Genomic DNA, 15,768 nt, shown 5'->3' on the forward strand with positions numbered 1-15,768 from the left:
CAGTGATATGTTGAAAGAAAGGATCAGGGAAGAAGCCCGCCGCATACACGAAGAAGCAGTGCAAACGCGGCGGCACCTGCATGCGCACCCGGAGCTTTCGTTTACCGAAGAGAACACAGCCGCCTTCGTAGCCGCAAAGCTGGACGCCATCGGCCTGCCCTATGAAAGGATGGCCAACACCGGCCTGGTGGCCCTGCTGCAGGGCAAAAAAGGAATGTCTGATAAAGTGGTCGCACTCCGCGCAGACATGGACGCGCTGCCTATCCACGAGTTGAACGAAGTGCCTTACAAGTCGCAAACACCGGGCGTCATGCACGCCTGCGGGCACGACGGGCATACCGCTTCCCTGCTGGGCACCGCCGCCATCCTGAAATCAATGGAGCAGGAATTTGCCGGCACCATCAAGTTCATTTTCCAACCCGGGGAAGAATGCACGCCCGGCGGCGCCAGCATCATGATTCGTGAAGGCGTACTGCAAAACCCGGCCCCGCAGTGCATCCTCGGCCAGCATGTGATGCCCGAACTGGAAGCCGGCAAGATCGGGTTCCGCGCGGGCAGGTACATGGCCAGCGCAGATGAGATCTACATTACCGTGCATGGGAAAGGCGGCCATGGCGCTATGCCTCATACAACCATAGACCCCGTGCTGATCACCAGCCACATGATCGTTGCCCTGCAGCAGATCGTGAGCAGGAATGCCAATCCCACCACACCATCCGTGCTTTCATTCGGCAAAGTGACCGCCAACGGCGCGCACAACGTGATACCGGATAAAGTCACGATAGACGGCACTTTCCGCACCATGGACGAAGCCTGGCGCTTCGAAGCGCACCGCAGGATAGAGGCCATGGCAAAGAGCATCGTGGAAAGCATGGGAGGAACCTGCGAGGTGAAGATCATAGTAGGCTATCCCGTACTGATCAACGAGGAAAAACTGACGGCCGCCACGCGGCAACTGACGGAGGAATACCTTGGAAAAGAAAACGTGGTGGACCTCCCCATCTGGATGGCCGCGGAAGATTTCGCATCCTACTCGCAACTGACGGATGCCTGCTTTTACCGCCTCGGCGTGCGCAACGAAGCGCGCGGCATTACTTCCGGCCTGCACACCGCTACTTTCGACCTGGATGAAAGCAGCCTCGAAACAGGCGCAGGATTGATGGCCTGGCTGGCGCTGAAAAGTTTATAACATATGCATGACGCCTGCAAAATACAAGGGGCTGTCTCATGAGACAGCCCCTTCTTTATGAATTAAACCGGGCACGGTTCTATTTTCCTTTCAGTTTTTCCATCAGCCAGCTGTTCTGCTCATCATGCTGGTCAGGATAAGCCCAGTGGCCTGTTTCCAGGTACAGCGACAGTTCTTTCGGCGCGGTGATCACGTTGTAGGAAGCATACATGGAGGTGGGCGGACAGGTTTCGTCATTGAAGCCCCAGGTATAACGGCCCGGCGCTTTCACGCGGCGGGCAAAGTTCACCACATCGTAATAACCTGCCGTGGCAATAAAATCCTCCCTATCCTCATTCCTTTTGTAGAACATGTGCGGCCAGCCGCCGGCGCGGTTATGCAAGTAGCCGGTCACGTCGCTGAGCGCGGGATACATGGCTGCAAGGCAGGTTACACGTGGGTCCAACGCAGCGGTAACAACAGACAGCGCGCCGCCCTGGCTTCCGCCCTGCACACCGAGATTTTTACCGTCGAATTGCGCGAGGCCGGCAATGAAATCGTTTGCCCGTACACAGTTGAGATAAACGCGTTTGTAGTAGTAACGGTCCTTGTCATCCATATTGAACACGGGGTAACCATTCAGCGCACCGGCGGCGAGGCTCGTATAAACGCCGGGATCCATGTTCACCGGGATGCCGTGTATGCCGATCTCGAAAGTGATCACACCATTGTCAGCCCTTGTAACGTCTCCCGCATACGGCCTGATACCGGCGCCGGGCACACGCAGCACAGCGGGATATTTACCTTCTTTTTTCGGCACGCACAAAATGCCATACAACCTGGACTGGCCGTAGCCCTGCAGGTTCACGTGGTACACGTCCGCCTTTTCGGTGCAGCGTTCGGGCAGCAGCGTCATTTTTGCGTCGAGCGGAATTTTCGACAATTCTGCTTTTCCTTTTTCCCAGAAGCTGTCGAAATCCACGGGGTTTTCCACCGTCGGTTTGATCTTTTCAGGATCGTAACCCGCGGTGGCGAGGCGTTTGTAATTTTTGCCGTTCACTTCCGCCGTTACCACACAGCGGAGGAAGCCGGGCGTGCTCATCGTGCCGCCGTCTATCACCAGGCTGCCGTTTGCCAGCGTGACGGTCTTTTTCACCGCAGGTTCCATTTTTTCAGGACCTGTTTCATAATCGATCTTTACGCCTTTCAAGGGGTTGCCGTTCTGCAGTACCGTAACCGTGAACTTTGCTTTTTCACCGGTATGGTACAGCCAGTTGGCATGATCGGGCGCCACCACTACTTTCACGGCCTGCTCTACAGGCTGGGCAATGGCTGCGGCGGCCAGGAAAAGTAAGCCGAGAAGAACGCTTGAGAATTTGTGCATGCTTTTATTTTTTCAGACAATAAATGAGGAATTGAAAGGCTTGTTCGTTGGAATGCGCATTGGGTGAGTGTTCCGCCCGGTTGGTCATGGCCACGCGGTTGCTGTACCCCAGCAGTTTATTCACCGCGATCGTATGATTCAGCGGCACCCAGCGTGCCGGCGTATCTTCCGCGCCGCCGGAAACCAGGAAAGGCCGCGGCGCCATCAGCGCATGCAGCTCGTGCAGGTTGAAGCCTTCTTTCACCAGCTGTGGATACAGGCCCCGAGCGGGATTCTCAGGCGAAATGCGGCTTCTTTTACGCCAGGGTTTCGGCGTGTAGCCGAGGTACCAGGGTTCCCAGTAATTCACGCCGTCCCGCGATTCGTCGAACACGATGCCGGGGTCTGACCATACGGCGCAGGCGAATTTCTCGTACAGGCAGGAGGCGAACATCGCCCATTTGCCGCCGAAAGAATGCCCCATAATGCCGATGCGCGACGCATCCACGAAAGGTTCTTTAGCCAGGGCCTCCAGGCTGTTGGCCGCGGCGTAGGCCAGCATGGAAAGTGGCTGTACCTTTGCATCCCGGAGGCTGGGATAATACAGGGAGAAGGTCTGGTCTTTTGTAGCCTGCGTGGTGCCGACAGACAATGTTACAAATCCCTTCCGCGCCAGTTGCAGTGCAAAATCGCGGTCCTTTTTATCGTCGAGGCCCGCGGCGGTTTCGGGATTGTAGTAAACTGTGATCACGGCGGGCTTTTTTCCGGGCAGATCCGGCACCAGCAGGTAACCTTCGGTATATTCGAGCGGCGTCCACCGGTAGCGCACCCGGTATTGTGTGAAATTTTCTCTCTTTACGGAATCTTTGTATTGCAGCCTTTGCAGCGTGTCTACCGCCGGCCAGCGGCCCATCTTCTTATGCCAGGTATCCAATATCTCCGCACGGCGCCGTGGCCAGTCTGCAGCGGATCTCACGGTATCGCCATTGTAAAACTTCAGCGGGCTGCGATAAGGACCATATTGAAATGCATAGGCACGGGGAACGGTGAAGAAGCTGTCTGCCACGTGAACCTGGCCTTTTGCGGGCAGGACCAGCAGCAGTAAAACGTGGAATAATTTCATGCGGTATTAATTTCCTCCGGGGGTAAAAAATAATAATTATTCTTTGATAATTACAGGAAAAAGATGCGGCGGGCAACACATTGCTGTCCGCGCCGCAGTGAATGCCGTTAAATTACATCCGGCAGCCGTGGTAAAGGCCGGCGCGCTGCCGTTATCTATGCCAGCATTATGCACCTGCCCCGGTCGTTGACTGCGGGCAGGGGTTTAAACGGAACTTAAAAAATGGATAATGTAACGGATCCGGGTATTCCTGCCCGGTCACTCCTTTCCATCCCCTTTTGCCGGAATTACGTATTTTCACGAAGCATTTAACCTGACGTTCAGGGAAATCCGCTTTCCATGGAAAAGACCATCATCGATATATCCGGCAACCGGGCTTTCGCATTCCCGGTAGATGCTGCCATATCTTTCAGACCATTCATAGCCCACATCGAAAAACGGGCCGCGGAAGAACAGGGTCTCAAAAAGAATTTCTATCTCACCGTACTGGAACGTTTCCGCGAAAAACCCGGCGTGGAGGAAGATATTGTGCTGGAAGACATCCACCACTATGAAGACCTGCTGGAATATTTCTACGCCCTGCTTTCCCCTACCCTTGCGGCCGAAAGCGAGCTGGCATGGGGACTTGCATTTCCGCTGCAACCTATCCTGTTCTATGGCACAGCCCCCATTTATGAAATGCTGACCAATTACCGTGAAGGGCCGGAAGATTACATTAATGCCAAAACGCCGCAGGAATACCACCAGGAAAGGCTGAAGCTCATGTATTCGCTTATCCTCCAAAGATTATACAACTTCATGCCGCCGGCGCAGGCCGGCCAGTATCATGCCTGGTCTAAAGGAAACACCGGCCTGCTCCGCTATTATCATACCGCCGTAAACATGGATTTCCTGGAAGTGACCGTCAAAGGAGAGCTTCCGCCGCTGGACATCAACCAGCTGCACCCATTGCTCTCCGCTCCCGATGGTTTTGCCGAGCTCGAAAACCTTTTACCGCTGGACCGTTTCCGGTTCAGGGGCATTTCCGTGGTAACAGCCACCGACGTAACGCCGCTGCAAGCCGTGGAAAACATCCGTAACATCCGGCTGAAAGCCCGGCCGGGAGAAAGCAAAAGCGGGTACGATGATGTGGTGCGTTCGCTGAAAACACTGGTGCAGGACGACCGTATCGAATTCGACCTGTTCCCTTTCGTGCGGGTGAACAACCGCGGCGTGTTCGGTTATGAAAAAAGCGGCACCGGCATCCTCTTTTCCGTTTGGGGTGAAGACAATTATACGCCCGACGAGTTCGCCAGGAACGTGGCCGCCTATTCGGCGAAGCCGAATACTTTCTTTTCGGCGGACCTGGACGATCCTTCATTGCTGAATATGTCGTTCGTACAAATGTTCCGCAAGCTGGGCGTGCGCTCGCTTGCGCTCACGCCGGTCTTTTACCAGGGAGAGGCCGTGGGCGTGCTGGGTATGCATACCTGGGGCAACGACCGCTTCGACGAAAAAGTGCTCGCCCTGCTGAAACCCGCCATAGCGCCCATTGCGCAGCTGATGCAGATCTATATCGATGAGTTTAACCTGGAGATGGAGAACATTATCAAGGAAAAGTTCACCTCGATACAACCCGCCGTGCAATGGAAGTTCAACGAAGCGGCCTGGCACATCCTGCATCATAAAAAGAAAAACCTGGCGGTAGACACCGAGCCCATCCGCTTCGAACAGGTATACCCGCTCTACGGCGCCATCGACATCCGGAATTCCACGCTGGAAAGGAACAAAGCTGCACTGGCAGACCTGGACGCACATATCATCCTTCTTTCCAACACCCTCTCCGCGTTGCGGCAACATCACCAATCTGTGCTGCTCGATGAAATGCTTTTCCACTGCAACAAATGGCAACAGGTGCTGGAACAGGGCGTGCTGGCTACAACAGACGAAGCCAACCTGAACCACTTCCTGAACGAGGAAACCACCTCCTACCTTAAACACATCGCCCTGCAAACACCCGCCACGCGCGACGGGATACAGGCTTACCTCGATATTGCAACAAAGCCGGACAGCGAAGTGCAACGTCACCGCAATGCGCTCGAAACGTCCATGCAAAAGCTCAATGCCGCCGTGAACCAGTATTTCGAAGAGGAAAAGGTAAAACTCCAGCTGTCTTACCCCTGTTACTTCGAAAAATTCAGGACAGACGGCATTGAATACGATATCTACATCGGGCAGTCCATTGCGCCTAAGCAGCCTTTCGATCACTTCCACCTCAAACACCTGCGGCTGTGGCAGCTTTCATCGATGGCCGCCATTGCAAAACTTACACGCTCACTGCTGCCGGAAATACCGGTGGAACTGCAAACCACGCAGCTCATTTTTGTTCACAACCATCCTATCGACATCAGCTTCAGGACAGACGAACGGAAATTTGATGTGGAAGGCGCGTACAACATTCGTTACCAGATGATCAAGAAGCGTATCGATAAAGTGCATATCCGCCATACCGGCGAAAGGCTTACCCAGCCCGGGAAGATCGCGCTGATCTATTTCAACAAGAGGGATGTGGAAGACTACCTGCCGTATGTTGAATATCTCCAGGAAACCGGCGCGCTGGAGGCGGAAACCGAAGAGCTGGAACTGGAAGACCTCCAGGGCCTCAGCGGGCTGCGGGCGCTGAGGCTGGGCGTGCGGTATGAATAAGCGGAAAAACAGGAAAACAACCATACAGCTGGCACCAGATTTGGGGCATTTAGGGCATAAGTCCACCTTAAATCGATCCCTATGAGCATCCCCGATATCATGTTGATACTGCTGGCAATACTGGCCGCCATTTCCCTGGTATTATACCTCATTAAAAGGAACCGCCGCGACCGGGAAGAACTGCTTCCGCCCGGGCCGGACGATCCGGTGGAGGTGAACAAGACCATTACCCGGGAACGGGAAGACGAACTGTAAAGGAGAAAAGCATATCTTTATTGTATGCTGATCCGCATTTTATCCGCCATACTCATACTGGTAGCCGTATTCATGGGATTCAAACAGGGCTACGCCATGTTTTCCGGCAAGGCCGAAATGATGAACATGTTCGGCAAATGGGGCTTTGGCAAAACAGCCGTGATGATCAACGGGCTGGTTACCCTACTCGCCGCCCTGCTTATTTTATTCCCCAGAACGTTCCTCTGGGGCAATTTCCTGATGGCCGCCGGCATTTTACTGATCATTTGTTTTCACATGCAGGACAGGGACCTGAAAGGCGTGCTCATTGAATTGCCCTTCCTTGCTTTGAACCTCGCGATCATCTACCTGCAACATCCCCTGCACCCGCAGCGTTCCTGATAAACAGCGGTATTCCCTGCTCTATAATGGTTCATTTTTTGAGGAATTACCGCAAATACACCTGCGATGCTGAACCCGCAAACCATCGAGATATTGCTGGCCCCCTCCATTCTCGGCCTCTCGCCTACCGGCGTGGAACTGCTGGGCAAAACGCTGCTGGACAATGGTCTTGCCCGTCACCTGGGCGTTACGCAGCCTGTAACAGAAGTACCAACATTCAATCATTTGTATTCGCCGGAAAGGGACGAAGACACCCATTGCCTTAATACGCAGGCTTTGCAGGATTTTTCAGCCGTGCTGCGCAAAGCGGTGACCCATTCGCTGGAACAGCTGCATTTTCCGCTGGTATTAGGCGGTGATTGCAGCATCCTGCTCGGCATTATGTCTTCCCTGAAAATGAAAGGCCGTTACGGTCTCGTGTTCGTGGATGCGCATGCGGATTTTTACGAACCGGAGAAGTCCACCACCGGCGAAGTGGCGGATATGGACCTGGCCATTGTAACTGGCCGCGGCCCGGAAGCATTGACTGATATGGATCACCTGCGGCCTTACGTAGAGGATGAACTGGTGATACAGGTCGGGCAGCGCGACCAGGAGGAAACGCGCCGCTTCGGCTCGCAGGAGATCAGCGAAACGGCTATTACCTGCATCGGGTTTGATGAGATAATGCAGCGGGGAATAGAAGATGTTACCACAGCGGTTCTGCAGCAGATGGATAAAACGGATGCTGAAGGATACTGGCTGCATTATGACCTGGATGTGCTGGCAGACGAGGTGAACCCGGCAGTGGAATACCGGCTGCCCGGCGGCCTCAACTTTGAGCAGGCGGAACACCTGGTAGGCAACCTGCTCGCATCCGGGAAGATCGCGGGCATGAGTGTCACCATCTTCAACCCTTCCATGGATAAAGACGGGCGCATAGGCCGTAATATCACGTATAGCCTTGCCCGTAGTTTCAGGCGCTGAATTCCCCGTCGCAGCATTTGCACATGAATCTCAACAACTGAACTATAAACAACTGTAACATGGCAAACAATATTCAACACATCAATCCCGAAGGATTATTCAAGAGCCCCGCATTCTCCCAGATCGTCACAACAGAAGGCGCCGGTAAAACCATTTACATCGGCGGCCAGGATGCGGTGAATGCCGCCGGCGAGCTCGTTGGCAAAGGCGATCTGACGGCGCAAACAGAACAGGTGATGCGCAACCTCATTACTGCGCTGGCATCCTGCGGCGCCACGCTGAACGATGTAGTGAAACTCACGATCTATATCCTGCAAGGGCAAAACCCGGTACTCGGCTACCAGGCAGCAGCGCCGTTCATGAGCGAAGTGAAAGCCCCGCCAGCTATCACAGGACTGCTGGTGGCCGGGCTTGCACATCCCGATTACCTGGTGGAGATAGACGCGATCGCATTTGCAGGCGACAAACAGGCATAAGATTCAAGTGGCGGGCGAACATCATCTGTCAATACAAAGGCCGTCCCTGGTTTACAGAGACGGCCCTTTTATTCTTACAATGATCTATTTAAAAAGATGGATCGTGGCGCCGATCTCGTATCCGCCGTCCATGTAAGTTTTGATACCGCCTGTTTGTGTGGTATACAGCGCCTGGATGGCCACCGTTTTCATGATATTCACGCCAACGCCACCGGTGAAGCTCTTTGAGCTGTGATACAGCGCAGTGATATTGGCCACATTGTCCAGAAAGGACACGTGCACTCCCACGTCAAGAATGTCCTTAAAGCCGCTCACACCGCGGTAGCAGACCTTCGGCTCTACTGCGCTCACCACGCCTGCGGGCGTAAAGCGGTAAGATACGGCTGAAAAGAAGATGCCGCCACCGTCCGCCATATCATCATCTCCCGTTACGAGGCTCCTGATGTTGGGTAACGCCGCCTGCACCCGCCATTTACCTGCCGTATAAGCCATGCCGTATTCCGCTTCGAAATAATTATCGCGCCGGTTGAAGGCGCTCAGCGAAGGGTCCGCAATGTCGCCGTTCACATCTTTGTAGTTGAGGCGCTGCGAGTTGAATACAAACGACAGCCCGAAGTGCAGCTTCTGCCCTGCAGAGCCCACCGGCAGGTGATAAGCGTAGGTGGCGGCTACGCGTGTGCGCTTCAGCAGGCCGGCTTCATCGTCCATTACGTTCAGGCCTATGCCGATCCTTTTATCCAGCGCCATATCGCCGGAAAAATGCATGGTAACGGGCGCGCCCTCGATATTGTCCCACTGGCGGCGGTAAGCGCCGTTGAGGTGCAGGCCTGTGTCGATCCCCGCCATAGCAGGGTTGGCCAGGTACTGATTATGGAAATACTGCGTGCCGGAAGGTTGCAGCAGCGCCTTGGAATTACCAAGGTCCTGCGCGGCGGTTTTACCGGCAAAAAGCATGATGAACAGTACCCTGCAGCTTATATATGATAATCTCTTTCTCATGGATATGAATTAATTCTTGTTACGTACAATCGTGATAAAACCTTTGGCAATCTTTCCGCTGCTGGCGATGGTGAGCACGTAGTAATACGTTCCTTCCGCCAGCGGCCTGCCGTTCACCGTACCGTCCCAGGTGTTGCTGTAATTGCGCTGGCTGAACACCAGGTGGCCCGCCCGATCGTATATCTTCACTTCATTATCGGGATATGCGTCCAGGTTGCGCACCAGCCAGCGGTCGTTGATGCCGTCGCCATTCGGTGTGAGCACATTGGTGGCATCCACTTTGAAGTCGCTGACCAACGCGATGGTGAATTCGCCTGTGGCAGAACATCCGGCCGCGTTGGTGGCGGTTACTTCATAAACAGCCGGGCTGGCCAGCGGTCTTACCTGCAACACCGCGCTGTTGCGCACTCCTATAATACCGGGCGCGTCCGTCCATATGTAAGATGTACCGCCGGAAGCAGTCAGTTCGGTAGTTTCTCCTTTGGAAATGCTGGCGCCTTTGCTGCTGGTGATGTTCACTGCCGGCAGGCTGTTGATCCTCAGGGTGAAGCTGCGGCTGAATGCGTCCACTCCCCCGTTGGCCGTGCCGCCATTGTCTTTAATTGTAACGGTAACTGTTACACTGCCGGACGTTGCATTGTTCTTCAGCCTGTAGCTAAGCAGCCCTGCTGTATTCACGCTGAGCTGATCGAAATAATCCTGCGAAGCGGTTACCGTGAGTGTATATGTTTGCGCCGGCTCTGTGGCGGAAGCGCCTGTGAGCTGGATAGTGCGCGTATCTGTTGCGAAACACATCGTTACATCAGCGATCACATCCAGTACGGGCGCTTTGTTAACGGCGGTCATGCGGATGGAGATGGGTGTATTGACACTCGTGTTCAGCCCGTCGCTTACCGTGATGCCCAGCGTTACAGTGGTGTTTTCCAGCGCGCGGGCTTTGGCGGCATCCAGTATTGAAATAGTGCCGTCCGCCGCAATTGTGAAGGCGCCGTTAGAACCGCCGGTTGCAATGGTCCAGTTTTGAAGTGTGCCTGCGGCTTCTGTGGCCGTTATTTTCCCCGCTACTGTGCCGGCGGTAAACTGCGTCATGGTAAAGTTTTGCCCTGCTGCAATCACCGGGGCGGTTGCGTCGTAGGTGCGGTTGACGGAGTTGGAAGCAGTGTTGCCATTGCCACCGATATTCACGGCCGCATCCGCCGGCAGGCTGATGGATACAGTGCCGTCTGCTGTTGGCGTAACGGGAATAGAGTATGTAATGTTGTCAATAGTTTGTGGTGTACCGGCAGTTGCATTATTGAGCGTGAAGTCTCCCGCCACAAGGCCTGTTACAGCTTCGCTGAAAGTAAGTGTCACCTGGAAGGGCGTATTCAGTCTGGCCTCCGCTGTTGTTGAAAGCGTAGCAGAAGGACGCGCGGTATTGACAAATACACGGTCAGCAGGCGCAACATTGTTCAACGCCAACAGGGCATTGTTACCCGCCGCATCGCGCATGGTGGCGCCGCTCAGCAACAATGCAGCACCCAGGCTGATGCCGTCAGTATCCATATCCCCGCTTTGCACAGTGTAACGGAACAGGAGCGCGTTGGTACCGCTGCCGGAAACATAAGCCGCCTGGACCGTGCTGGTCCCTATCACTACCGGCAACGACGGCATGCCCGTATTCACATTCACGGGTTCGCTGTAATGCACGGTGAAGTTTAGCGCAGTGGCGGCTTTATAATAACCGTTAGCAGGAACATCTACCGCGGTGATAACAGGAACCGTACCGTCATAAGTGTAAGCAATAAGGTTGGATGCCGTGTTGCCGGTATTGGCAATGTTTACAGCCACGTCCGCAGGCACTTGCAGCTGTACAGGCCCATCTGCTACGGGCGTCACTGTTGCTGTGTAGGTAATGTTATCGCTGGTTTGCAGGTTGCTGATCGCCGCATTGTTCGCTGTTATACCTGTAACGGCAAAACCGGTCACCGCTTCGCTGAAAATAACAGAAAGCGTAAAAGGCGCGTTCAGGCTGGGCGTGCCCGCAAGCTGCACAGACGGCACCACGCTGTATATCCTCACGTTGCTGGTATTGCCTGCGTTGTTAAGCGTAAGGTTCGCATTATTGCCGGCACCGTCGCGGATAGTGCCACCGTTCAATGAAAGGGCCACTGCCAGTGCAATACCATCCAGGTCTATATCTGCGGACTGTACGGTATAACTGAAAGTAAGCGTATTGACGGTGCTTCCCGTCAATGCTGCCTGCCTGGTTGTGCCGCCAATAGTAATAGCCATTGACGGTGTACCTGTTACTGTTATATTCTCATTGAAGCTAACGGTGAAGGTCAGTACGTTGCTTGTTTTGTAATACCCGTTGGCAGGAACACCCACCGCGGTAACAACCGGTGCCGTGCCGTCGTAAGTGTAAGCGATAACGTTGGATGCCGTATTGCCTGTGTTGGCGACATTGAAAGCTACACCGGCAGGCACTTCCAGCCTTACCGATCCGTTCGAAACGGGTGTTACCAAAACGGTATAAGTAATATTATCAGCAGTTTGCAGGTTGCTGATGGTCGCATTGTTCGCCGTTATATCTGCAATAGCAAAATCCGTCACCGCTTCGCTGAAAACAATAGAAAGCGTGAAAGGCGCATTTGCAACGGGTGTGCCCGTGAGCTGCACAGAAGGCACTCCATTGTATACCCGCACATTGGTAGTATTGCCGGTATTGTTCAATGTAAGGCTTGCATTATTTCCAACGCCGTCGCGGATGGTACCGCCATTCAGTGAAAGGGCCGCCGCTACTGCAATACCATCCAGGTCAACATCTGCGGATTGTACGGTGTAGCTGAAGGTAAGCGTGTTATTGACCCCGCCCGTCATTGCGGCCTGCCTGGTTACGCTGCCGATGGTAATGCCCAGCGACGGTGTGCCCGTTGCAGTAATATCCTCGTTGAAGTTAACCGTAAAGGTCAGCACATCGCCGGTTTGGTAATACCCATTGGCGGGAACGGCCACTGAAGTGACAACCGGCGGTATTGCGTCTACTATTGCCACATTGCTATTAACATTCTGCAATGCCAGGTTCGCGGCATTCCCAGACAAATCTACAACCCAGGCACCGCCGCTGATTTGCAGGCTTGCACCCAGGCTTACGCCGTCTGCATCCAGGTCGCCAACTTGCACCTGGTAGAAGAATGTAAGAACATTGGTTCCGCCACCGCCCAGGTAAGCCGCCTGCACGGTAGCGCCACCCAGGATAACAGGCAGTGAAAGCCCGGGACCATTATTGACTTTCACGTTTTCGTTGAAATGCACATCAAAGGTCAAATCATCGCCGGCAATGTAAGTACCAGTACTCGGAAGTTCTACAGCTGTAATAGCCGGCGGATTGGGATCGTAATAATAACTGAGACTGTTTGAAGGAGTATTGCCTACGTCAGCCCTGCTGACAGCAACACCCGCCAACACCTGCAACACCACGCCGCCTTCGGCCCTGGGCGTTACAGTGACGGTATAAACGATATTGTCCGTTGTGCGCAGGTTGGAGATATCTGCATTGGTTGCAGTAACGTCACCTGCATCAAAACCGGTTACGCCATCGCTGAAAGTAACGGTGAGATCGAATGGCGCATTGACCTGCACCGTGCCCGAGAGCACTACGGAAGGCTTACGGTTGTCGATGAACAGGTTACTGGTGCTGCTTGGATTCTGCAAGTCAGGCAATGCATTGTTTCCGGGCGAATCATGTATAGCGCCCCCGTTCAGGGAGATGGCAACCGGCAGTGCGATACCATCCAGGTCCTGGTCGCCGGCTGCAACGGTATACATGAATGTTATTGTATTGGAAGCGGCGACCGTGAACAGCGCAGGCCTCGTCTCGCTGCCTATCACCAGGTTCAGCGAAGGAGTGCCGGTCACCACTATATCTTCACTCATGTGAACTGTAAAATTCAGCACATCGCCGGCTTTGTAATACCCTGACGGAGGCACGTCCACACTGGTAACTACGGGAGGTCTCGCGTCCACAACCGGGATGTCGGCATCCAGGTTCTGCAACGCCAGATCCGCGCCATTTCCCGCCTGGTCGCGGATGTTGCTTCCGGCCAGGTCGATGTTTGCAGCCAGAGACACACCATCCAGGTCTTGCTCGCCCGGCTGGACCGTATACGAGAACGTGAGCACATTTGTGCCTGATCCCCCGGAGATCACCGCCTGGTGAGCTGTGCTGCCGACAGTTACATTTATGTAAGGATTTCCGGCAGTTACGAATACCGGTTCGCCAAAGTGAACTTTGAAGTCCAGCACCTCTCCGGCTTTAAAGGTACCCGCCGGCAAATCCACTGACGTAACTACCGGATCTGTGGCATCGTAGGTAACGCTGATAGTATTGGAGGCTAAATTCAGAAGGCCCGCTGAGTTCTGAACGAGACCCGCCTGCAGCTCGATGCTGACCGGGCCATCGACGGAAGGCATTACACTAAAAGTATAAGTGGCGTTATCCGTTGTGCTCAAAGAGCTCAGCACGGCATTGACGACACTTAGATCACCCAAAGTAAAGTCTGTTACCGGCTCGCTGAAGATGGCAATCACGTTAAAAGAGTTATTGACCGGCGAAGGTTCGCTCATCGTTAAGTTTACCTGGGGCGGAACCGTGTTCACCTTCACACCGGAGATACCGCTCGGACCAAATGCCAGCGGGGCGTTGTTCATCAGCTGATCTTTGATCGTACCGTTATTCAGCAGGATATTCTGGTCCATGCCAATGCCGTCCAGGTCTTTGTCGCCTGCCTGCACCACATACCTGAAGACCAGGTTATCAGAAGTGCTGCCGCTGAAGTAGATCGCCTGCCTTGTGACGCCGCTGATGTCTATGTTGATGTACGGCGTGCCGGTTACGAAAACCGCCTCGCTGTATTTCACAGAAATATCGATGGGATTGCCCAGGTGGTAGTAACCGTTAGCGGGTGGGGTAACTTGCAATATGGTGGGCGGAATTCTGTCTATCGTATAAATTTCGCCTGAGGTGTAGGGCGCATTGGCGATCGTTTGCGTCGTCATCCCGGCACCGGTTACGGCCAGACCGGCGGTACCCTCTCCTGTCCCGGTGTTCACCCGTACCGTGTAGGTGGTGCGCCCGCCGGTAACACTGACTATACTCGCGCCAGTAAGCGTTCCTGTAAGAATGGGGCTGAAAGCCGCAGAGGAAACACCAATAGCCGGAGCGCTGAAAGTAACGGTAAAGTCCACTTCAGTGGCGCCTGTGGGGGATGTTCCCTTACGGGCCACGCTTTCCGCCTGGATGACATTTGGAGTGATCTCCAGCAGCCTGCCGTTGGCGTCGCCCACATCGTAGCCGCCATCATTTACATATATGGCGCCACCGTGGGTAACTGCAAGGCCCCAGGGATAAAGCCCTCCCTGGATCGTAAGGCCGGAGTAAACTTCAGTGCCGGTTTGACCGGCCATCAGCGGCTGGGTGTATTTCATGATATGGGCAACATTGGTGCCGTTCAACGATTCCGTAGTATATATATTATTCTGGTTGTCGATAGCCAGGGAACTGAAGTATTTGCCGGAGTTGATAATAACTGGCGCGTTGTATTGTGGAGGCGATAGTTTTACCAGGTTACCGCCTGATGAATTCTCCAGGAAATCCAGGAGGTAAATATTATCCGCGTTATCTACTACAATTCCCCAGGGATAAGTACCACCGGGAGAAGTTGGAAACGCCAAACCGTCGTATACGACAGTTCCCGGGGCGCTTTCATTATTGGCAGGATACCTTACCAACCGGTAAGTATCGTTCGCGCCATTATCATGGAACTCCATTGCCAGCAGGTTGTTCGTATTATCCACCGCCAGCGCGCTGTAATATTTCCCGGTTTGTATAAACGAGACCGCATACCCGGCCGATGCATCCAGCTTGACGATCCGCCAGCCGGCAGGACCGGGGTCCGTAACAAATACATCCCCGTTATCGGCAACTGCCAGCCCCCAGGGATATTCGGTTGTCGTTAAGCCGAGGCCGGTGTAAAGGACTTCCACGGGCGCGCCGTCTTTGCGGTACTTTACCACCTCGTATTTTCCAACACCTGCATTATACCGCACTGCATAGATATTCTCCGCATTGTCTTTGGCCATAGCACAGTAATACCGGCCGCTTTCCACCGTGGTCGTAATATACTGCCCCATGCTGCTGAAGCTGGAAAAAAGGCAGGAAAGGGTCAAAAACAGCCAACGAAAATTTCGTGTAAAGGTTTGTTTCATATGAGCCTGTTAAAAGCGGGGAAAAGGGTTACTTCCGGACTAGCAGGCTCCGTGGATAGCGGGCGGTTACTGTATTGAAAGCACTCCTGTTTCCTGTTCAAGA

Annotated in this window: 10 protein-coding genes; 6 read left to right on the top strand and 4 right to left on the bottom strand. The window is 54.0% G+C overall.

Features of this window, described 5'->3' with window-relative positions; translation table 11 throughout:
* The first annotated feature begins 7 nt into the window (after positions 1-7).
* Positions 8-1,189, top strand: coding sequence for a M20 family metallopeptidase (locus R3I13_RS25035; protein ID WP_346320732.1), 1,182 nt, complete (start codon positions 8-10; stop codon positions 1,187-1,189).
* 79 nt (positions 1,190-1,268) lie between these two features.
* Here the strand turns inward: R3I13_RS25035 and R3I13_RS25040 are convergent, their stop codons facing one another.
* Both R3I13_RS25040 and R3I13_RS25045 read right to left on the bottom strand, forming a co-directional pair.
* Positions 1,269-2,552: an acetylxylan esterase gene (locus R3I13_RS25040; protein WP_346320733.1), complete on the bottom strand. Its 1,284-nt coding sequence runs from the start codon at positions 2,550-2,552 to the stop codon at positions 1,269-1,271.
* A gap of 4 nt (positions 2,553-2,556) precedes the next feature.
* Positions 2,557-3,654 (bottom strand): prolyl oligopeptidase family serine peptidase, encoded by a 1,098-nt coding sequence (locus R3I13_RS25045; protein ID WP_346320734.1) that lies wholly within the window; start codon positions 3,652-3,654, stop codon positions 2,557-2,559.
* A gap of 339 nt (positions 3,655-3,993) precedes the next feature.
* Between R3I13_RS25045 and R3I13_RS25050 the strand changes: the two genes are divergently transcribed.
* From R3I13_RS25050 to R3I13_RS25070, 5 genes are all read left to right on the top strand, one after another.
* A complete protein-coding gene (locus R3I13_RS25050) occupies positions 3,994-6,339 on the top strand; it encodes a GAF domain-containing protein (protein WP_346320735.1) in 2,346 nt (781 codons plus the stop codon).
* A gap of 81 nt (positions 6,340-6,420) precedes the next feature.
* Positions 6,421-6,594 carry a hypothetical protein gene (locus R3I13_RS25055; protein WP_346320736.1) on the top strand — a complete coding sequence of 58 codons (174 nt, stop codon included), beginning with the start codon at positions 6,421-6,423 and terminating at the stop codon, positions 6,592-6,594.
* A gap of 24 nt (positions 6,595-6,618) precedes the next feature.
* On the top strand, positions 6,619-6,975 hold the full coding sequence (locus R3I13_RS25060; RefSeq protein ID WP_346320737.1) for a DoxX family protein: 357 nt from the start codon (positions 6,619-6,621) through the stop codon (positions 6,973-6,975).
* 66 nt (positions 6,976-7,041) lie between these two features.
* The gene (locus R3I13_RS25065) at positions 7,042-7,941 is read left to right on the top strand and encodes an arginase family protein (RefSeq protein ID WP_346320738.1); all 900 of its coding nucleotides are present in this window, start codon (positions 7,042-7,044) and stop codon (positions 7,939-7,941) included.
* Positions 7,942-8,000: 59 nt separating this feature from the next.
* Positions 8,001-8,417 carry a RidA family protein gene (locus R3I13_RS25070; RefSeq protein ID WP_346320739.1) on the top strand — a complete coding sequence of 139 codons (417 nt, stop codon included), beginning with the start codon at positions 8,001-8,003 and terminating at the stop codon, positions 8,415-8,417.
* An 84-nt stretch (positions 8,418-8,501) separates the two neighbouring features.
* Here the strand turns inward: R3I13_RS25070 and R3I13_RS25075 are convergent, their stop codons facing one another.
* Together R3I13_RS25075 and R3I13_RS25080 are read right to left on the bottom strand one after the other, a co-directional pair.
* Entirely contained in the window at positions 8,502-9,416 is a 915-nt protein-coding gene (locus tag R3I13_RS25075; RefSeq protein ID WP_346320740.1) for a PorP/SprF family type IX secretion system membrane protein, read from the bottom strand.
* A gap of 9 nt (positions 9,417-9,425) precedes the next feature.
* A complete protein-coding gene (locus R3I13_RS25080; RefSeq protein ID WP_346320741.1) occupies positions 9,426-15,626 on the bottom strand; it encodes an Ig-like domain-containing protein in 6,201 nt (2,066 codons plus the stop codon).
* Between the last annotated feature and the right edge of the window lie 142 nt (positions 15,627-15,768).

It is taken from the genome of Chitinophaga sp. YIM B06452 (assembly GCF_039655965.1).
Lineage (GTDB): Bacteria > Bacteroidota > Bacteroidia > Chitinophagales > Chitinophagaceae > Chitinophaga.